The following is a 19,791-nucleotide window of genomic DNA, read 5'->3' as shown; positions in this document are numbered from 1 at the left end:
CTGGTAACTCATTACGGTTTTTTATGAAAATATTGTTCATAGGCGACATTGTCGGAAAGCCGGGCAGAACGGCATTGAAGAAAGGCCTGCCGCAGCTCAGAAGCCAATTCGATATTGACCTTGTTATCGCCAATGCAGAGAATGCTGCAGGAGGCTTCGGAATTACAGAACAGGTCGGCAAAGAGATATTAGCTCTCGGAGTCGATGTGATGACATCAGGCAACCACATCTGGGACAAGAAAGACGCTATCGAATATATAGCAAAGGAGAACCGTCTGCTGAGGCCTGCCAATTATCCTGACGGCGTGCCGGGCCACGGCACAATAATCGTAAAAACGAGTAAAGGCGAAAAGGCGGCGGTTCTGAATATTTCAGGCAGGGTCTTCATGAACCAGCTTGACTCGCCTTTCACCATTGCCAAAAAGCAGGTTGCCCTCCTTAAAAAAGAGACAAATATCATCATCGTTGATATTCATGCTGAAGCAACCTCTGAAAAGCTGGCTATCGGTTTTTATCTCGACGGCGAGGTCAGCGCTGTTATCGGGACACATACTCATGTGCAGACAGCGGATGAACAGATATTGCCCAAAGGCACAGCCTATCTTACAGATGTGGGCATGACCGGCCCGACAGACTCAATTTTAGGAGTAGAAAAAGGCCTGGTGCTCAGCAGGTTCCTGACGCATATACCAGTCCGATTCGAGACGGCAAACGGCGAATCGGTATTGTCATGCGCATTGATTGATATCGATGCCGCAACAGGAAGATCAACAGCCATAGAACGGATACAGCTCAAATTCCCATAAGATCTCTTCTCAAGGGACTCTATAGAAAGAGCCCTTGAGAAGAGATCTTTCAGACGGTTATTGTATCGCCTGCTTTAAGGCCTTGCCGGCAGTAAATTTAGGTGTCTTTGATGCAGCAATATCTATTGCATCGCCTGTCCTTGGATTACGGCCCTTCCTTGCCTTACGCTCTGTAACCGCAAAAACACCAAAACCTACAAGAGTCACCTTCTCTCCTTTTTTCAGCGCGGCTGTGATCCCGGCTATCACAGAATCAACTGCTTTTGAAGCATCTGCCTTTGAAAGATCGGCAGTATTTGCCACTGATTCGATTAGTTCAGCTTTAGTCATTAGTAGGTCTCCTTGTCTTGAAAATATAGGCTCAAAAAATAAAGTAGATATAGAGGATACCAGCAGGAGCAAATTTTAGTCAACAGCTCTGTTTATTAAATGTTCTGATCTCACTTCTTCTTGCTTTTGGCCTTTTGTGCAGTTTTTCTTTTTGCTGGTTTTGCTGCAGGCTTCTTTGTTGTTTGCTTTGCGGCATTTTTTTTCTTTATTGCTGTTTTTTGTATTACTTTTTTCTTTGTAGCAACCTTTTTCTTTTCAACTGTCTTCTTTATTACCGCCTTCCTTTCAACAGTCTCTTCCGGCTTGGCCGCAGTAGAGACTTTTTTATGCAGCTCATGCTCCATTAATGAGTGCGGCAGCGTCTTATCCAGTATCCTTTTAAGCTCCATAGCATTCTGAGGGGCATATGCATTTGCATCATTGTTAAAGAATATATAAACATCCTTACCCTTCTTAAGAAATTCCTTTATCTTATTTGCATCATCTTTGATCTGTTCCGGGCTATAGCTTAAAGCATAATTTCCACCTGGGCCATGCCGTTGAATATAGACAAAATCAGCAGTTACAGGCAGATCATTAAGAAATTCCGGCGAGTCAGCCATACATACAGCTATATTTGATTCAGAAAGGAGTTTTATAACCTTTTTATTAAGCCAGCTCGCCTGCTTGAACTCAAAGACATGCCGTACAGGGTATTTACTTATAACTTCAATAAAGCCCTCAAGGTTTTTTATATTAACCTTAAGATTAAGCGGAAACTGCCAGATAACAACCTCGAACTTCTCATGAAGAGGCAGGGTGACATTGAAAAAAGTTTCAAGGGGCAGAGTAACATCCTTCAGCTTCTTGATATGAGTGACAAATCTGCTTCCCTTAAGGCAGAAAGCAAAGCCGGGAGGGGCCTCTGAATACCACCTTTCAAATGCCTCTTTCTTCAGGAGCCTGTAAAAAGTGATGCTAAGTTCAACGGAATCAAGCTTTTTTACATAATATGAGAGCCATCTTTTCTGCGTCAGGCCCTCAGGATAAAAGGTATCCTTCCATGAATCATATAAGAATCCGCTGCAACCTATTTTACATTTCGGCATAGTAGGATGATTATACACTGAAATCTTCTGAAAGGGAACAAAAATCCGAAAAAATGCTTATTTTTCATTAATTCAGGAGATTATTACTGTTCGGGATTAAGCCCACTTTTATGCTGTATGACCCCTCCGCCTATAACAGTGTCGCCATCATAAAAGACCGCGCTCTGTCCCGGAGCAGGAGCCCACTGCGGCTCATCAAATTCAACCTTAACAGAATCACCGTCAGGTATCAGCGTTGACTGAGCCTCTGTCATGGTGGAGCGGACCTTTACCCTTGCCCTTAAAGGTTCTTTCAGTTGGTCTATAGAGATCCAGTTCAGGCCGTTCACCTTAAAACTCTTCCGCAATGCATCCTCTCTTCCCCCAATCGTTATGATATTTTTTTTAGGATCAATATCAATGACATACGAAGGCATTAAAGACTGTATGCCCAGCCCCTTTCTCTGCCCTATCGTATAAAAGGCGATGCCCTTATGCTCTCCCAGAACCTTGCCTTCCATATTCAATACCTGCCCCGGAACCAGCGTTCCGGGCGCATATTCCTTTATGAAATCAGCATAATGGCCATCACCTACAAAACATATCTCCTGGCTCTCTGCTCTTAATGCGTTCGCAAGCCCAAGTTCTCTGGCAATATCCCTTGTCTTATCCTTTGTCAGGCCGCCCAATGGAAATACAGTATTTGAAAGCTCCTTCTGAGTCATTGCGTAAAGAACGTAAGACTGGTCTTTTTTAGGGTCAATGCCTTTAAGCAATAAGTGACGGTTAGCGGACTCTGAATTTTTAATTATTCTTGCATAATGGCCTGTTGATACTATATCAGCACCAAGCTCCTCAGCCTTTTTTGCAAGAAAATCAAACTTAATAAACTTATTGCACAGAATACACGGGTTCGGGGTCAGCCCCTCAATATAGGAGGCGCAGAAACTTTTAATAACATTTTCGTAGAAACTGTCTCTGACATCAACAGTGTGATGTTCGATCCCGAGGCCCTGAGCAACCTTCCTTGCGATATTGATCGTCTCAACAGAACAGCATGCGTCAAGATTCGTTACATCTCTTTTGTCCCAGAGTTCAAAGCTCAGGCCGATAACCTCATACCCGTCTTTCTTAAGCAGATATGCTGCAACCGATGAATCCACGCCGCCGCTCATCGCGACTATAGCCTTTTTATTTGATTTGTTCATCCTATTAATGGTTATTAAAATTATAAATTGTTCATTCATATTAACATATACGGTTCATTGGCCACTCTTTTTTCATCATCAGTTGCCTGCTGCTGATTTATCATGCGTAACCATACTGATTTATGTTATATTTTCATGTATGAGCAGCAAGACAATAGACGAATCCAGGAAATATCTGATGAATACATACGACCGTTCTCCTATCATCCTCAGGAAAGGCAGAGGAATGAAGGTATGGAGTGCAGACGGTAAAGAATATCTCGATTTCGTCGGAGGCGTAGCTGTCAACTGCCTCGGGCACTGCTATCCGAAAGTAGTGATAGCGCTGCAGAAACAGGCTCAAAGGCTGCTGCATGTCTCAAATCTGTATCACATAGAACCGCAGATCAAACTTGCAAAACTGCTGGCAACAAACTCATTTGCCGACAAGGCATTTTTCTGCAACTCAGGAACTGAGGCTGTCGAAGCTGCCATCAAGCTTGCCAGAAAATATTCAAAAGACCATACCCTCCCTGATAAATATGAGATCATTACTGCTGAGAACTCATTTCATGGAAGAACGCTCACATCACTAAGCGCTACAGGACAGGAAAAACTTCAGAAAGGTTTTGAGCCTCTAACCCCCGGCTTCAAGCATGTGCCGTTCAATAATATCGGCGCACTGAAGAACGCGATCACAAAACACACATGCGCTGTTATGCTCGAGCCTATCCAGGGAGAGGGCGGGGTCAGGGTGCCTGATAAAGACTATCTTAAACATGTCCGGGAGATATGCAACGACCACGGGCTCCTTCTGATACTTGACGAGGTTCAGACCGGCATGGGCAGGACAGGAAAGTTATTCGCGTATGAACACTTCAATATGGAACCTGACATAATTTGCCTTGCAAAAGGGCTTGGCGGCGGAGTGGCGATCGGCGCCATACTTGCGAAAGACCATGTAGCTGCTTCATTCGGCCACGGCTCGCATGGGTCTACCTTCGGCGGCAACCCGCTTGCCTGCACCGCTGCTGTTGCTGTGATTGAGGCGATACTGGAAGACGGCTTCATTCTTGATAACTGCAGGCGGATGAGTGAGTACTTCATGAAGAGCCTTGTACAACTTAAAAAGGAGTTTCCGTCAACTGTGCTGGATGCAAGAGGCATGGGGCTTCTTCTCGGGCTTGAGATAACAAGGTCAGGCAGCGAGATAGTAAGGGCATGTGCCGAAAGAGGGATACTCATTAACTGCGTCCGGGGCAATGTGCTCCGTTTCATTCCTCCTTTAATAGTAGTAGAAAAGGAGATCGACCAGCTTATGGATGTGCTCGCGGAAGTTTTAGAAAGGATATGATATAAGGCAGTTCTCGCCTGAAGATCAAAACAGATCATTATGAAAAGAGATTATCTTACATTTCTGGACATCACGGCAAAAGAGGTTGAAGCCCTTATCAACAGGGCTATTGAACTTAAGGCCGGTAAAGACGCATCAGCCTGCCCCCTCATCGGCAAGAGCATAGGGCTCCTCTTTGACAAGGCATCTACAAGAACAAGGATATCCTTTCAGGCAGGCATCTATCAGTTAGGCGCGCAAGGTATCTATATCAATGCATCTGAACTCCAGCTCGGACGGGGAGAATCGATAGAAGACACAGCAAGGGTCCTGTCGAGATATCTTGATGCCATCGTTATAAGGACATTTGCGCATGAGACGATTGAAAAGTTCGCGTCTAACGCAGCAATACCGGTGATCAACGGGCTGACAGACCTGCACCATCCCTGCCAGGCGCTTGCGGATATCATGACGATCAAGGAGAAGAAGGGAAGCCTCGCCGGGATAAATATCGTATACATCGGAGACGGCAACAATGTCGCAAACTCACTAATAGAAGCCGCGATGCTTACAGGCATGGAGCTTACAATCGCCTGCCCTGAAGGCTATGAGCCTGACAGTAATATATTTAAAAATGCGGTCTCCAATAATGCAAAGGTAAAAGTCACCAATAACCCCAAAGACGCGGCCAGGGATGCTGACGTGCTTTACACAGACGTATGGGTGAGCATGGGCCAGGAAGAAGAATCTGAAAAAAAGAAGAATGTCTTCTCTGATTATCAGATCAACAGCAGCCTGCTGTCTGTAGCAAAAAAAGATGCGATAGTAATGCACTGCCTGCCTGCCCACAGGGGGGAAGAGATAACCGATGATGTTATAGAATCCGGCCAGAGTGTTGTATTCGATCAGGCAGAGAACAGGCTCCACACGCAGAAAGCGCTTCTTGAGACATTGTTGAGATGAAGCCTACGGTCCTCATAGTCCTTGACGGATGGGGCATAGGAAGCGACCCGGAAATCAACGCTCAGGAAAAAGCAGACATACCTTTCTACAAAAAACTCCTCAAAGAATATCCGCATACATCTCTAATATGTTCAGGAGAAGCTGTCGGGCTGCCTGAAGGCACGATGGGCAACTCTGAGGTCGGACATTTAAACCTCGGCGCGGGCCGTGTTGTATATCAGGACCTCACAAGGATAAACAAGGCGATCAAAGACGGCTCTTTTTTTAATAACCACGCGTTCAACTCCGCCGTTGATACAGCAATTAAAAACGGAAGTGCGCTTCATCTTCTCGGCCTCCTCTCTGACGGAGGAGTGCACAGCCATATAAGCCATCTATACGCGCTGATAGATCTTGCGCTTAATAAAGGATTAAATAAGATATTCATACATGCATTCATGGACGGCAGGGACACACCTCCGGAGTCAGGGATAACCTACATAAATGCGCTCGAGTCCTTTATCAAAGATAAACCATCTGTAAAGATAGCCACTGTCATCGGCAGATACTGGGCGATGGACAGGGATAAAAGATGGGAGAGGGTTGCGCTTGCGTACAAGGCGCTTGCGAAGGGCGAAGGAAAAAGATCGGCATCTGCAAAAGAAGCTATCAAAGAAAGCTACAGGATAAATGAGTCCGATGAGTTCATAAAGCCTTGCGTGATCGTTGACAAGAGCGGCATCATCGGAAATATAAAGGATGGAGATTCTGTCATATTCTTCAACTTCAGGGCAGACAGGGCAAGAGAGATCACCATCGCGCTCACAGATAAAAAGTTTAATGGCTTTAAAAGAGAGAAGATGCCTGAGCCCGGCTCTTTCGTAACGATGACGAAGTATGAAGATGACTTTCCGTTTCAGGCTGCGTTTTCGCCCGTCAGGCTCACAAATATATTAGGCAGCGTCCTGAGCAGAAATAACATGAAACAGCTCAGGATAGCTGAGACAGAGAAGTACGCGCATGTCACCTACTTCTTTAACGGCGGGGAAGAAGAGCCGTTCCTTGGCGAAGACAGGGCGCTTATCCCTTCTCCAAAAGAGGTGGCGACCTATGACCTGAAGCCTGAGATGAGCGCGTATGAAGTTACAGATGAAGTCTTAAAGAGGCTCGGCACAAATACATACGACTTCATCCTGCTGAACTTTGCCAATCCTGATATGGTAGGGCACACCGGCATCATGAAGGCGGCTGTGAAGGCGTGTGAGACGATAGATAAATGCCTTAAGAAGATCGTCGAAAAGGTATCCTCTGACGGAGGGCTTGTCATGATAACCTCAGACCATGGAAACTGCGACCGGATGATGGACGGCAAAACTCCACACACAGCGCATACCACCAACCCTGTCCCTTTTATCCTCTTAAAGCAGGGCGTCAGGCTCAGGGAGAAAGGCATGCTCGCTGATGTTGCTCCCACAGTACTTGAACTCATGGGGATTGTAAAGCCTGAAGAGATGACAGGCGAGAGCCTGATTGTAAAATAAAGAACAATTACCGATGCTCAACAAAATCCTGAATATCCTCTTCCCTGAAACCTGCCCTGTTTGTCAGAAGCCTTCATCAGACCATAAAACCGCCCCTATCTGCAATAACTGCTGGGGAACTGTCATGCCTTATGAAGGCCCGTCATGCAGCAAGTGCGGAACGCCGCTTGTCTCTGACCTTTCATTAACCTGTGGAGAGTGCCATAAGAATGAGCCGGCCTTTGATAAGGCGCAATGCTTCGGCCTTCATGAAGGCGCTCTGCAAAAGGCTATCAGCCTTTTTAAATTTCACGGCATAAAACGCCTATCCTATCCTCTCTCAGAAAAGATATTGCTCAAACAGCTCCCGCAGGCCGACATGCTCCTGCCTGTGCCTCTGCATAAAAAACGCCTCAAGTACAGGGGCTTCAACCAGTCCGCGCTTCTTGGAAAATATATCGCGCAAAGATCGGGTATGCCTTTAACGCTGAACACGCTTGTCAGAATAAAGAACACCATACCGCAGGTCGGTCTGAGCGCTGTTGATAGAGAACTCAATATCAAAAACGCCTTTGATGTGATATCAGAGGAAAAGGTTAAGGGTAAAAAGATCATGCTCGTTGATGATGTCTTCACAACAGGCGCAACCGTGCGAGAATGCTCAAGGGTCTTAAAAAGAGCCGGAGCAGAAAAAGTTTATGTCGTGACACTGACACATGGAAAATTGGATTAAAGAAATCCCTCGCCCTTGAGGGGAGAGGGCATGGGTGAGGGTGAATAAACTTCTTCAATGTCATTCCCGAAGGTCTTAATCGGGAATCTAGTTCCTTTTTTATTCCTCTCTATCAAGAGGCCTGCCTGCCGGTAGGCAGGGGTGTGTTACTCCCCCACTTTAATAAAGGGGGGCAAGGGGGGATTTTATGATCATTAAAGATTTTTGTTTACAATCTGCATAGAAATACAATATATTTACTTCAATGATATAGCTCAACATGTTTCGTCGGCAATGTTTCGGGCACTGCCTTAAAACACTTTGCGTGTGGAAAACAGAAGGAAGGACTATGGCTGAGTACAATATAGAATTTAGCGAAAATCTGATAGATGCAGGAAACTTAATTTTAATAGGGGATCCTCATTCTTTTGATGCACATCAAACCGTATTATATCTCAGTCTTCTTTCATGTGAAATCACTTTAAAAGCTTTGCTGGAAAAGTCTGGTATGCAGATAAATATTATCAGGAAACGGTCTCATAACTTACATGAATTATTAGTAGATTTGGGCAAGTGCAAGGTTCCTTTGGAAATAGGTAATACAAAAAGGTGGGTATCGGCATCTAAAATAAGAGGACGAGTAGTAGATAAAAGATATGCAAATGCTACAATTGGGACCATGCTGGAAGCCGAAAGTAAGGGTGCATCAAAATATCCGAATGGGATTAGATATGGAGATAAATTTTTCTATTATCCACCTTCACTGATGTTAAAAACGGCCATAAAAACAATGCAGTGGGCAAGAGAACACTGGGATACAATAAGAATATGAAATGCTGAATTAACCAGACTGGGAATATGCCGTAATAAAGTTATGCCATGACAGATAGTTTTAGCATTAGTTTTAATTGGAGGTCGTTATGGATTATGTGATTCATGGTCTTATCAATTTCCTAAGCTACATTTCAATTCCGATACTTATACGATATGTAATTCTTAGAAGACCAATTGAAAGTAAGTGGATTGCGATTAGCATTTTAGTAATTATATATTTTGTTTTTGCTACGCTTATTAACATTTCAAAAGATGAACTTCAGAGGGCACTCTCCGAAGCTAACGGCCTGACCTATAAACCAGCCCATCATATGTTCGGCGCGCCAATACTCGATATGACTATGGTGCTTTCATACTTTATTTTGCGTAGAAGACGTAAGGAATCAGGGCCACTTGACTGGCAAGAATCAAAGATGGGGGAATCGTCCATCAGTTCTTTATTCTCTAATATCGACAGCTTTGTCACCAACGCCTCCCTAAAGGACATAATAATTAAAGGGTTAATAATAGCTGTCCCTCTGTTTGTTATAGCAATGTTTTTAAAAACATCCTTGTCCACTGTTGATGATTCTTCAACTTCAAAGCAGTCGGCTGTGAAAGCTCCATTTAAGATGGCTGACCCTTTTGAAACAGGATCTGTGCAATCATCAAAACCTGAGTCTATTATAAATATAGGGATCATCGACCCATTTGAAACTAAAGTTCCTGATCCCGCCCCTGGATTAATTGATCCGTTTGAAAAAGATGTTTTGTCAAAGCCAAAGATAGTTCTGGATGTTCCAGACCCATTTTACAACGTCACAACATCCCGGACAAAGTCCCCAACAAGGACGGACTATGTTAATACCCTACTTCAATTGGTTCCAGATTTAGTGAGTATTCGTGATAATCCGCAATTTGCACAATTTCTTGCCCAAAGAGATTCTGCCACAGGCAAGTCATACTTTGATCTTGCTAAAGAAGGTGATGCCAATTTAGATGCATATCGCGTTGCGAGCTTTTATTTGTGTTTTAAAAACCGGAGAGCAAATTAGAAGGGAACAAACAAGGACATGCCTTTCTATTGATATTTAAAACAAAAAACAGAATAATAAAGTGCAGGTCTTTCTTCATGCTAAAAGCTTTATGACATAAGATACGATTGCATCGAAAAATATATTTAACGCAGGTTGAGGTTGCATGTGAGAACTAATAAATCGGATAATGATTCAGAATCAGCCTTAATGATTGGATATATTATCTTTGGAATATCAATACCAATTGGTCTTTTTATTGCTATTAATTTTGGTAGTAGGATAGAAGCATTAAGAGAAGATTCTTCCTTTACTGCAGGAATTATATTATGGGTTTTAGAATGGTTTTTTATACTTATTGGATTAGCAATTCCTTGGATTACATGGAAGAAACTTGTAAAACCTTATAAATAGAATTACTCCATTGATCAAACAAAAGAATTAGGGTCAGGTCTTTACCTTTGCTATTTCCCTTTATAATCCACCATTGTCATAATGATAATAGGAATTTATAATTAATTGTGAGTGAAACATTCAGACCAATCTATCTGGTCAGACGATTTTATGGAGAGAATAAAATAAAAAAAAGACACCATGTAAAACTTATTCATGAGGGTAATTATGTGGCTGAAGTTGACATCGAACTGATTGAAACAGGTGAAAGCTGGTCTCCTTATTTATCTCTTGAAGACGCAGGAAAGCTTGATGATGTCAGAGAAGCTCTCCGCCGGAAAGAAATTGATTCTGTGAGCAGGATCGCTAAAGTTTATCGTCTTACCCCAGTGATATAGTCCATAATGAGTCAATATGATACATAAACTTAATGCAATTATAGAGAAAGAAGGCAACGCATATGTATCGCTCTGTCCTGAACTTGATATAGCCAGCCAGGGCGATACCATTGAACAGGCGCGGGATAACCTTAAAGAAGCATTAGAACTCTTTTTTGAAACTGCATCTCATAAAGAAATACAATCCATCATCCGGCAGTCCGGCATCCCACGTACAGCATTCGAGTCATAAAACCTAAATGGAAGCCCTAATCATATCAACTTCAGTCGTTGCGATTGCAGAGATGGGGGACAAGACCCAGTTGCTGGCGTTTGTTCTTGCTGCGAAGTTGAAGCATAGGATGGCAATCATTACGGGCATCTTCGTTGCCACGCTCGCCAATCATTTTTTCGCAGGGTCTGTGGGCGTATGGCTTGCAAGTCTCATATCTCCTCAAACACTAAGATGGGTTGTGGCTGTATCTTTCTTTGTATTTGGCGTGTGGGCACTAAAGCCTGATGAGCTGGATGAAGATCAGAATCTCAGAGGCACAGGTGTATTCATCACCACTCTCATCGCCTTTTTTATTGTTGAGATGGGCGACAAGACACAATTGGCAACTATAGCGCTCGCGGCTCGATACCATTCATTATTCATGGTAGTTACCGGAACAACACTTGGTATGATGATCGCAAACGTGCCTGCGGTATTGATAGGTGAAACTCTGGCTCATCGGGTCAATATGAAGGTGATGCGCTGGATTGCGGCGGCGTTATTTATTATCCTTGGAATTGCAGCGCTCTTCGCACCGATCTCAAAGGCTTAACTTCGAAAATATCTCCCCTGCCGTTTCCTGAGAAACATCTGTATCAGAGTAAGCGTTAATGACAGTCTCCGCCTCAAGGCCCTCAAGAATATACGGAGAGCAGAATCCTATGACAATGGAATACTTCGAGGCCTTGATGCTCTTTTTGAGGATATCCATTAACTCCGTGCTTATACTGCTTCTGCCCTTCCATGCGGCTACGCTGGAAAATACTGAGGCAATGAGGATCGTGTCTTTGATGGATGGAGAAAGTTTTTTATTCTTGTTGTTAACGTAAAAATAACTCACATTCTTTAAACGGCCTTTTACGGTTTTGACAAATTCCTTCCCTGACATTTTGTCGTCGTCATCAATGACGAGCAGAGATATCTTCTCACCGGAGAGAATCTTAACTTTTATATCATTGACTGCCTTCTTTGCGAGTTCATGCGCTATCTTGCGATTCTCTCTACTGCCGACAGTTCTGATATTTTGTGATGAAGCTTTGTGAAATTTATTTTTTGTCAGCAGCACCTTCTTGTAAGACTCATCAAGCCTTTTTACTATAGCCTCAGAATGGGCAGACAGATGATCAATAACATATTCAGGATCAGACGGGTGAAGGATCATGTCCGCGCCTGCGAGAAGGGCCTTCATACATGCCTCACCTTCAGACTCCTTTGTCTTGCCGCTTACAGCCTGCATGTTCATCGCGTCTGTGATCACAAGCCCTTTATATCCCATCTTCTTCCTTAAAAGGCCTGTCACAGTCTTATGCGATAAACTTGAGGGGAGGTCAGGGTCGATAGCCGGAACCATCAAATGGCCTATCATAACCATCTTCACATTTGCCTTTATCGCCTCTGCAAAGGGATAGAGTTCGACCTTATTGAGCCTCTTCATGTTTGCCTTTAAGACAGGGAGTTCTTTGTGAGAATCAACCGAGGTATCACCATGCCCCGGAAAGTGCTTTGCGCAGGCGATGATGCCTGCATTTTGAAATCCCTTAATAAACTCTTTGCCAAACCATGCGGCCTCTTCAGGTGTATCTGAAAAAGCCCTTGTGCAGATTATCGGGTTTTTCGGATTTGTATTTACATCCATAACAGGAGAGAAGATGGTGTTGATGCCGACAGCCTTTGCCTCTTCTGCCATCACCTTGATAGCCTTTTTTAAAAGCTCGATATCAGATATCTTCTTTCTGTTGACGGCATGTGCGATAGCCATCGCATGAGGGAAGAGTGTGCCGCCATCTATATGCTGCCCAAGCCCGCGCTCAAGGTCAGAAGATATAAAGAGAGGAGTATCAGCGCTCTTCTGAAGCTTCCTGACCCCGTCTCTGACATCTTTCGCATCACCGCCGAAGATTATGAAACCGCCGATGCCTTTTTTAACAAGAGAATGATAGTAGCTGAACCTTTTCTTAATATCGTTGCCGTCAAGCCTGGCGATTATGAGTTGGGCTGTCTTCTTCCTGTCCATGAGCATAAGGTAGCATCAGGCTTCATGAGTTGTCAAAAGATATTTGAATTTTCTGTATGAAATCGTTTAAAGTTTCTCATCATAAAAAAGGAGTTAATCAGTGGTTACTGTCGGGCCGGACGGACTTGTAATTTTATTGCTTGTATTTTTCATAACTATCGCAATTCCTGCATGGGTCACCCTGTTTGTGAAGAAGAAGATGCCGGGCAAGCTCTGGGCAGGACTGGCGTTAAGCTTTTTCTTTCCTATGATAGGCCACCTCTACATTGACGGGTCAGCTTTATATATCTTCATACTGTTCGGTATTGCAGTTATCATCAAGAAAGCCACCGAGAGTCTGAACATATGGCTCATCATGAGTTTCATATCTGCGCTGACAATGTATATCCGGTTCAGAAAGCTGCCCGCTTCAACTATGACGCCTAAAGACCCTGCCAAGAAATAGTCCCTGCCGTTTGCAATCTCATCTTAAATGAATTATATTTATTTTGTAGCTTTTGGATTTTCCAGCTTTAACGATATGAAAAAGAATACGCTGATATCTTATGCCCTGATCATTGCGACGGTCTTCATGGCCGGATGCACATCCCTTCTTCCAAGTTCCAAAACAATTACCGAATCTCCGTGGGAAAGCTTTGATGACGCAAAGAAGAACTTTGACAGGATAGTGCCGTACAAGACAACAAACGAAGACCTCAAGGCTCTCAACTTCCATCCCTACTCAACAGAGAATGTTGAGATACTCACCTACCTTGATATCATACAGCGTTTCATGCCCAACCCTTCCATACAGATGAAAGACCTTGACCCGGGGCTGCAGGAGTGCCTGAAGTTTAAAGAGCTCTGCTACGCTTATGAGATCAACATCAAGAACATGAAGAGTAAACGCTTCGGCAATGTCGTGCTTGACCTCTTCAGCTTCAAGAGAAAGAGGGAAGATTACGGGTGGAACTTCAAGGCGCTCATCGTTCTTAACGAAGACCTTATTATTTATAAATTGTGGGGTGGCAAGCCCAATACGCATGAGTTTTATGAGAACAAAAAACCATTGGGCCCGCTGCAGGAATCAGAGTCTATTCTACGCGGAGTGATCCCGACCCCATAGCGGCCTGCCGGCTTATCCGGCGCCTGCTGCAAAATATCAAAAAAAGTATTTTTATCTTATAATACCTTTCAAATGAACAATCTTTGGGGAAACATATTCAAGAGGCAGAAAAAAGAAGGGGTTCGGGACATCCTGAAGAAGATCCCTGTCTTTGAAGGCCTGAGCAACAATGATATATCGCATATTGAACGCATACTGCATCGCAGAGAGTATCAGCCGGATGAGGTTGTCTTCAGCCAGGGAACTCCGGGATTCGGTATGTACATTATTGAAGACGGCTCTGTAGCTATAGTAACCGAACCTTGCATGAAGATCCTTGCAGAACTGCAGGGCGGGGATTTCTTTGGAGAACTTGCCCTGCTTGACGATTCTCCGCGAAGCGCGACCGCTATGGCAAAAACATCATGCAGGATGCTCTGCTTCTTTCAATCCGACCTCTTCGAACTTATAAGCAGAAAACCGCAGATAGGCGTTAAGATCCTTCAATGCCTTGCCAGGACGATCGGTGAACGTTTAAAAAGAGCTAACGAAGAGATACACGCCCTGAATAAAAGATCCGAAGCTCAGGTTTGATGGTATAAAATTGGAGAGTCAGGAAGAAAATAAAGGCGCGCGCTGGTTCAGAATAATCGTCATACTTGTAGTCCTGATCGCTGCGGCATCTCTCCTTTCATTCATCAGCGATGTAGTAAAGATCCTTATCATCTCAGCATTGCTCGCCTTTGTCCTTGACCCGTTAGCCCTTTTGCTGGAATCACGCGGTATGAGCCGCACACTCGCGACAGTGGTCCTCTTTTGTACGATAATAGCAGCCGGCGTCATCGCAGTCCTTCTTCTGATACCTCTATTTTTTGGAGATATCACCGCGATCCAGATCAATCTGGATTCAGCTCAGACAACCGCTCTGATCGAAAAGATCGAACACCTCATTGAGAAAGACCTCTCCTTTCTGGGCATGAAAGATATTCATCTGATGGAGAAGATCCAGAAGAGTATCGGCAGCCTGGGCGAATGGTTTGTCAATCATCTGCTTGATATGGCATCTCTCATGATCGACGTATTCCTTATCCCTTTTATAACCTTCTTTTTTCTGAAAGACGGGAGGGCATTCAAAAAGGCATTTGTCAGCATGGTGCCTAACAAGTACTTTGAATTCACACTCCGCCTGATCTCCAACCTGGAAACTCAGGTCTCAAACTTTCTGCGCGGCCAGTTAATGGACGCGATGTTCGTAGGAGTACTCTCTACGATAGCGCTCTGGATATTGGGCGTGAAATACTTTTTATTCATAGGGGTCTTTGCCGGTCTTGCGAACTTCATGCCTTATTTCGGGCCGATAGTTGGCGCTGCGCTGGCTGTGCTTGTCTCACTCCTGAATAACGGCAATTTTGAAACGGTGTTTTCTGTGATCCTTGCATTTGCGGTTGTAAAGCTTATAGACGATATGGCTGTGCAGCCGTACATCGTCGGCAAGAGCGTTAACATGCACCCGCTGATAGTATTGCTCGTGATCATCATCGGCGGCAAATTCTTCGGCATACTCGGCATGTTCCTCTCTGTGCCTGCAGCCGGTTTCATAAAGGTCGTTCTGCAGGAGAGCATCGTTAATCTGCGGAAGTATAAAGCTATCTGATCAAGCTGCCGTCACTCCTGCCGCTTTTTTAAATAAAATCTTCTCTCCCTCTATATCCGCCTCGATAAGGTCGCCCTCGCTGAAGCTTCCGTCAAGGAGCTTTGTGGCAAGAGGATTGAGTATCTCCTTCTGTATCGCCCTCTTCAACGGACGCGCCCCGTATAACTGGTCATACCCCACATCCGCAAGATATGCTTTAGCCTTATCGGTGAGCACAAGGTCAACATGCCTCTCTTTAAGATAACGCTTCATCTGCTCAAGCTGAATATCCACTATCCTGATAAGCAGATCCTTGCTGAGCGGATGGAATATTATCGTCTCATCCACCCTGTTCAAAAACTCAGGCCTGAAGAACTTCTTCAGGTCATCCGTGACGCTCTTGCGCATCTGGTCTTCATCGCTCCACTCAGTCAGCATCTCCTGAATATGCTGGCTCCCTATGTTCGAGGTCATGATAACGACCGTGTTCCTGAAGTCAACGGTGCGTCCGTGCCCGTCAGTGAGCCTGCCGTCATCAAGCACCTGCAGAAGGACATTGAATACCTCCTGGTGCGCCTTCTCTATCTCATCAAAGAGTATGACCGCGTAAGGCCTCCTCCTTATCGCCTCGGTAAGCTGTCCGCCCTCATCATACCCGACATATCCCGGAGGCGCGCCTATGAGCCTTGATACGGTATGCCGCTCCTGATACTCGGACATATCTATACGTATCATTGAATTCTCGTCATCAAATAGAAACTCTGCAAGAGCCTTTGCAAGCTCTGTCTTTCCAACGCCCGTAGGCCCGAGGAAGATGAATGAACCTATCGGCCTGTTCGGGTCCTGTATGCCTGCCCTCGCCCTGCGTACCGCATCTGAGACAGCGTTTATCGCCTCCTCCTGCCCCACAACGCGGAGCTTCAGCCTCTCTTCCATCTTAAGAAGCTTCTGCACCTCGCCCTCAAGCATCCTGCTCACAGGGACTCCTGTCCACTTTGAGACTATCTTTGCGATATCCTCATCATCCACCTCTTCCTTGAGCATCCTGTTCTTGCCATCCTCTTCCAGTGACCTCTTCTGCTCTTCATTAAAAGATTTCTGAAGTTCGATAAGTTTTCCATATTTCAGCTCAGACGCCTTGCTCAGGTCTCCCTCGCGCTCAGCCTTTTCCGCTTCTATCTTTACCTTCTCTATCTCCTGCTTGATAGCGCTTATCTTCTTGATAGCATCTTTCTCACGCATCCACTGTGTCCTAAGCATATTGCGTTTCTCTGTGAGGTCGGCTGTCTCCTTGTTCAGCTTTTCAACCCTCTCCTGCGAAGCCTTGTCCTTCTCTTTCTTCACAGCCTGCTTCTCCATCTCATACTGCCTGAGCTTCCTTTCGATCTCATCAAGCTCAACAGGCATGCTGTCTATCTCCATCTTGAGCCCTGATGCTGCCTCATCTATCAGGTCGATCGCCTTGTCAGGAAGGAACCTGTCTGATATATACCTGTTGCTCAAGACCGCGGCTGCTATGAGCGCTGAGTCCTTAATCCTTACGCCGTGATGAACCTCGTAACGTTCTTTCAAACCTCTTAAAATAGAGATCGTGTCGTCAATGCTCGGCTCCTGAAGAAAGACAGGTTGGAATCTTCTCTCAAGCGCAGGGTCTTTCTCAATATATTTTCTGTACTCATTCAGCGTAGTCGCGCCGACACATCTGAGGTCTCCCCTTGCAAGAGCAGGCTTGAGCATGTTGGATGCGTCTATCGCGCCCTCTGCCGCGCCTGCGCCTACCACTGTATGAAGTTCATCTATGAAGAGTATGATCCTGCCCTCTGCATCTTCAACCTCCTTGAGCACAGCCTTGAGCCTCTCCTCAAACTCTCCCCTGTATTTCGCGCCCGCCACAAGCGCGCCCATATCAAGTGCAACGACCCTCTTGTCCTTAAGTGAATTAGGCACATCGCCTGAAGTTATCCTCTGTGCAAGCCCCTCTGCCGCTGCTGTCTTGCCGACCCCGGGCTCTCCGATCAGGACAGGATTGTTCTTTGTCCTTCTTGAGAGCACCTGTATCACCCTTCGTATCTCATCATCCCTTCCTATAACAGGGTCAAGCTTTCCTTTCCTTGCAAGTTCTGTCAGGTCTTTGGCGTATTTCTGCAACGCCTGGTATTTGTCTTCAGGCGCAGGGTCTGTGACACGCTGTGTGCCCCTTATATCACGCATCTTTTCAAGAATGCCTGCTTCGGTGATCCCGTATTTGGTAAAGAGCTTCTCTGTCCTGCTTTTTGACTTAATGACCGCCAGAAGCAGATGCTCAACGCTTACATATTCATCCTTCAGATGCTCTGCCTCTTTATGCGCCTTCTCAAATATATTCTTAAGTTCCTGCGTTACATAAAGCTGCCCCATTGGCGTGGAACCCAGAACCTTTGGGAACCTCTCTATCTCAGCTTCAACATCCTTTCTCAGCGCATTCACATCCACGCCAAGCAGCTTTACCAGCTCAAAAGCTATCCCCTCATCCAGAAGAACATATAGCAGGTGTTCAACATCAACCTGCTGGTTCCCCTTCCCCTCGGCATGCTGCTGCGCCTTTTGAACAGCCTCCTGGCTTTTAACTGTGAATTTATCGAATCTCATCTATCCCTCCAAAAATATATCATGTTTATTACAGGCGCACTGTCGAACAAACTTTACTGCGACACATATTTTGCTCCTGTAGTTATATTGACAGCGTATAGTTCTTCTGAAAGAGCCCTATGATTTCCGTCGCATTGTAAAGTTTGTTCGACAGTGCGCCTTTTATATAATTTGATAATCACTCTTCCTCCTCAAATATCTCTCTTATCCTCTTCTCAAAATCGCTCCTCATGCTGCTTTCTATATGGCCCATCATCTCATCCATCTCCCTGTGCAGCGCTTCCATCCTGTGCCTCATCCTGAGGATTATGTCAACCCCGGCCCTGTTCACGCCGAGGTCCTTTGTAAGGTTCAGTATCCTTCTGATACGGTCAACATCTTCAGCTGAGTAACGCCTTGCGCCTCCTACCCTCTTCGGATGTATCAGCCCCTCTCTCTCGTAAATGCGGAGCGTCTGCGGATGTATATGGAACATCTCGCATACAACGCCTATCATAAAGAGCGGGTGCTTCCTGTCATCCATCAGAATATCTCCTTACTTTTTATACGCCTTCTCAATCTCTTTCAACGCCTCTTTTGTCTTGTCATCAACAGACTTCGGAACAACTATCTTTATGACCGCAAACTGGTCGCCTTTATTCCCTGTCTTCTTATTGGGGATTCCCTTGCCTTTTAGTTTGAACTTCTTGCCGCTGTCTGTTCCTGAAGGAAGCGTCATCGTAACCGAACCGTCAAGCGTCGGGACCTTTATCTTTCCGCCGAGTATAGCTTCGCTGACAGTCACTGGAACATCCGCATAAAGGTCGTCATGCTCCCTCTTGAATACCGGGTGAGGACTTACAGTCAGGTCTATATATAGGTTTCCCGCAGGGCCGCCCTTTATGCCTGCGCCGCCCTTGCCCCTGATCTTCAGCCTCATGCCTGTGTCAGCGCCGGGCGGGACCTTTACATTCAAAGATTCAGTGACCATTGTGAGACCGTTGCCGCCGCATGCGCCGCATGCTTTTGTAATTATCTTTCCAGTGCCTCTGCATGACGGACAAGGCTGATTCATATTAAACATTCCTCTTCCCTGTTTTATAACGCCTGTGCCTTTACAGCTTGAGCATGTCTGTGAAGACTCAGCCCCGCTCCCTCCGCAGCTATTGCATGCCGCCTCTCTTCTTAATGAGATAGGCCTTGTCACTCCCTTGTATGCGTCTTCAAGAGTTATATCAAATGATGTAACAAGGTCATGGCCCATAGCGGGCCTCTCCCTCTGCCCAAATCCTCCGCCGCCAAAGAGGTTTGCAAAGATATCCTCTGCGCCTTCGAATCCCTGTCCGCCAAATCCCTGATTGCCGAAGCCCTGAAAGCCGTGAGCCCCTTCAAATCCGGCCTCGCCGAACTGGTCGAACTGCTCCTTCTTCTTGGGGTCGCTCAGAATTTCGTACGCCTCATTTATCTCTTTGAACTTCTGTTCAGAACCCTTGTCGCCGGGATTGACATCAGGGTGAAATTTGCGCGCAAGTTTCCTGTATGCCTTCTTTATCTCTGCGGCTGAGGCATCCTTTTTAACTCCGAGTAATTCGTAATAGTCTTTTGTTCCTGTTGCCATTTAACCCCTTTTACCTGTCAGATGTGCGCCTGATTCTATAATAAGAC

General features: G+C 45.3%; 22 protein-coding genes. 15 read left to right on the top strand and 7 right to left on the bottom strand.

The genetic code is table 11. The features are described from left to right. The first annotated feature begins 23 nt into the window (after positions 1-23). A complete protein-coding gene (locus Q7U10_11550) occupies positions 24-806 on the top strand; it encodes a TIGR00282 family metallophosphoesterase (GenBank protein ID MDO8283236.1) in 783 nt (260 codons plus the stop codon). Positions 807-863: 57 nt separating this feature from the next. Here the strand turns inward: Q7U10_11550 and Q7U10_11545 are convergent, their stop codons facing one another. From Q7U10_11545 to mnmA, 3 genes are all read right to left on the bottom strand, one after another. Next, entirely contained in the window at positions 864-1,136 is a 273-nt protein-coding gene (locus Q7U10_11545; protein MDO8283235.1) for an HU family DNA-binding protein, read from the bottom strand. 110 nt (positions 1,137-1,246) lie between these two features. After that, positions 1,247-2,224 carry a DUF72 domain-containing protein gene (locus Q7U10_11540; protein ID MDO8283234.1) on the bottom strand — a complete coding sequence of 326 codons (978 nt, stop codon included), beginning with the start codon at positions 2,222-2,224 and terminating at the stop codon, positions 1,247-1,249. An 83-nt stretch (positions 2,225-2,307) separates the two neighbouring features. Continuing rightward, positions 2,308-3,450, bottom strand: a complete 1,143-nt coding sequence (gene mnmA / locus Q7U10_11535) for a tRNA 2-thiouridine(34) synthase MnmA (GenBank protein ID MDO8283233.1) — start codon at positions 3,448-3,450, stop codon at positions 2,308-2,310. Positions 3,451-3,550: 100 nt separating this feature from the next. Here mnmA and Q7U10_11530 point away from each other — a divergent pair, with 100 nt between their 5' ends. The 10 genes from Q7U10_11530 to Q7U10_11485 all read left to right on the top strand — a co-directional run bounded on the left by Q7U10_11530 (position 3,551) and on the right by Q7U10_11485 (position 11,341). Next, positions 3,551-4,744, top strand: a complete 1,194-nt coding sequence (locus Q7U10_11530) for an aspartate aminotransferase family protein (protein MDO8283232.1) — start codon at positions 3,551-3,553, stop codon at positions 4,742-4,744. Positions 4,745-4,783: 39 nt separating this feature from the next. Beyond that, positions 4,784-5,686, top strand: a complete 903-nt coding sequence (gene argF / locus Q7U10_11525; protein MDO8283231.1) for an ornithine carbamoyltransferase — start codon at positions 4,784-4,786, stop codon at positions 5,684-5,686. Continuing rightward, positions 5,683-7,206 (top strand): 2,3-bisphosphoglycerate-independent phosphoglycerate mutase, encoded by a 1,524-nt coding sequence (gene gpmI, locus Q7U10_11520; protein MDO8283230.1) that lies wholly within the window; start codon positions 5,683-5,685, stop codon positions 7,204-7,206. The genes argF and gpmI overlap by 4 nt, the downstream gene beginning before the upstream one ends. A 13-nt stretch (positions 7,207-7,219) precedes the next feature. Continuing rightward, positions 7,220-7,918, top strand: a complete 699-nt coding sequence (locus Q7U10_11515; protein ID MDO8283229.1) for a ComF family protein — start codon at positions 7,220-7,222, stop codon at positions 7,916-7,918. 328 nt (positions 7,919-8,246) lie between these two features. Continuing rightward, complete coding sequence (locus Q7U10_11510; GenBank protein ID MDO8283228.1) at positions 8,247-8,729, top strand: hypothetical protein; 483 nt, start codon at positions 8,247-8,249, stop codon at positions 8,727-8,729. An 88-nt stretch (positions 8,730-8,817) separates the two neighbouring features. Continuing rightward, positions 8,818-9,765: a hypothetical protein gene (locus Q7U10_11505; GenBank protein MDO8283227.1), complete on the top strand. Its 948-nt coding sequence runs from the start codon at positions 8,818-8,820 to the stop codon at positions 9,763-9,765. Positions 9,766-9,912: 147 nt separating this feature from the next. Beyond that, positions 9,913-10,158: a hypothetical protein gene (locus tag Q7U10_11500; GenBank protein MDO8283226.1), complete on the top strand. Its 246-nt coding sequence runs from the start codon at positions 9,913-9,915 to the stop codon at positions 10,156-10,158. A gap of 164 nt (positions 10,159-10,322) precedes the next feature. Continuing rightward, positions 10,323-10,535, top strand: coding sequence for a hypothetical protein (locus Q7U10_11495; protein MDO8283225.1), 213 nt, complete (start codon positions 10,323-10,325; stop codon positions 10,533-10,535). Between the two features lie 16 nt (positions 10,536-10,551). Then, entirely contained in the window at positions 10,552-10,767 is a 216-nt protein-coding gene (locus Q7U10_11490) for a type II toxin-antitoxin system HicB family antitoxin (GenBank protein ID MDO8283224.1), read from the top strand. Positions 10,768-10,774: 7 nt separating this feature from the next. Beyond that, positions 10,775-11,341, top strand: a complete 567-nt coding sequence (locus Q7U10_11485; GenBank protein MDO8283223.1) for a TMEM165/GDT1 family protein — start codon at positions 10,775-10,777, stop codon at positions 11,339-11,341. On the opposite strand, the gene Q7U10_11480 is transcribed toward Q7U10_11485, so the two are convergent. Then, on the bottom strand, positions 11,330-12,808 hold the full coding sequence (locus Q7U10_11480; protein MDO8283222.1) for a glycoside hydrolase family 3 protein: 1,479 nt from the start codon (positions 12,806-12,808) through the stop codon (positions 11,330-11,332). The genes Q7U10_11485 and Q7U10_11480 overlap by 12 nt on opposite strands. Positions 12,809-12,902: 94 nt before the next feature. Between Q7U10_11480 and Q7U10_11475 the strand changes: the two genes are divergently transcribed. The 4 genes from Q7U10_11475 (at position 12,903) to Q7U10_11460 (ending at position 15,540) form a co-directional block, all read left to right on the top strand. After that, positions 12,903-13,247, top strand: coding sequence for a hypothetical protein (locus Q7U10_11475; protein MDO8283221.1), 345 nt, complete (start codon positions 12,903-12,905; stop codon positions 13,245-13,247). A gap of 75 nt (positions 13,248-13,322) precedes the next feature. After that, positions 13,323-13,907: a hypothetical protein gene (locus Q7U10_11470; protein MDO8283220.1), complete on the top strand. Its 585-nt coding sequence runs from the start codon at positions 13,323-13,325 to the stop codon at positions 13,905-13,907. 72 nt (positions 13,908-13,979) lie between these two features. Beyond that, positions 13,980-14,480 carry a cyclic nucleotide-binding domain-containing protein gene (locus tag Q7U10_11465; GenBank protein MDO8283219.1) on the top strand — a complete coding sequence of 167 codons (501 nt, stop codon included), beginning with the start codon at positions 13,980-13,982 and terminating at the stop codon, positions 14,478-14,480. Between the two features lie 10 nt (positions 14,481-14,490). Further along, complete coding sequence (locus Q7U10_11460; GenBank protein MDO8283218.1) at positions 14,491-15,540, top strand: AI-2E family transporter; 1,050 nt, start codon at positions 14,491-14,493, stop codon at positions 15,538-15,540. Here Q7U10_11460 and clpB read toward each other — a convergent pair whose 3' ends face one another. The 3 genes from clpB to dnaJ all read right to left on the bottom strand — a co-directional run bounded on the left by clpB (position 15,541) and on the right by dnaJ (position 19,744). Next, positions 15,541-18,147, bottom strand: coding sequence for an ATP-dependent chaperone ClpB (gene clpB, locus Q7U10_11455; GenBank protein MDO8283217.1), 2,607 nt, complete (start codon positions 18,145-18,147; stop codon positions 15,541-15,543). It lies immediately after the preceding gene. Between the two features lie 178 nt (positions 18,148-18,325). Further along, the gene (locus tag Q7U10_11450; protein ID MDO8283216.1) at positions 18,326-18,670 is read right to left on the bottom strand and encodes a MerR family transcriptional regulator; all 345 of its coding nucleotides are present in this window, start codon (positions 18,668-18,670) and stop codon (positions 18,326-18,328) included. 12 nt (positions 18,671-18,682) lie between these two features. After that, entirely contained in the window at positions 18,683-19,744 is a 1,062-nt protein-coding gene (gene dnaJ / locus Q7U10_11445) for a molecular chaperone DnaJ (protein MDO8283215.1), read from the bottom strand. Between the last annotated feature and the right edge of the window lie 47 nt (positions 19,745-19,791).

It is taken from the genome of Thermodesulfovibrionia bacterium (genome assembly GCA_030646035.1).
Taxonomy (GTDB): domain Bacteria; phylum Nitrospirota; class Thermodesulfovibrionia; order UBA6902; family UBA6902; genus JACQZG01.
Note: the sequence above shows the minus strand (reverse complement) of the source record. Positions and strands in the feature narration are given on the sequence as shown.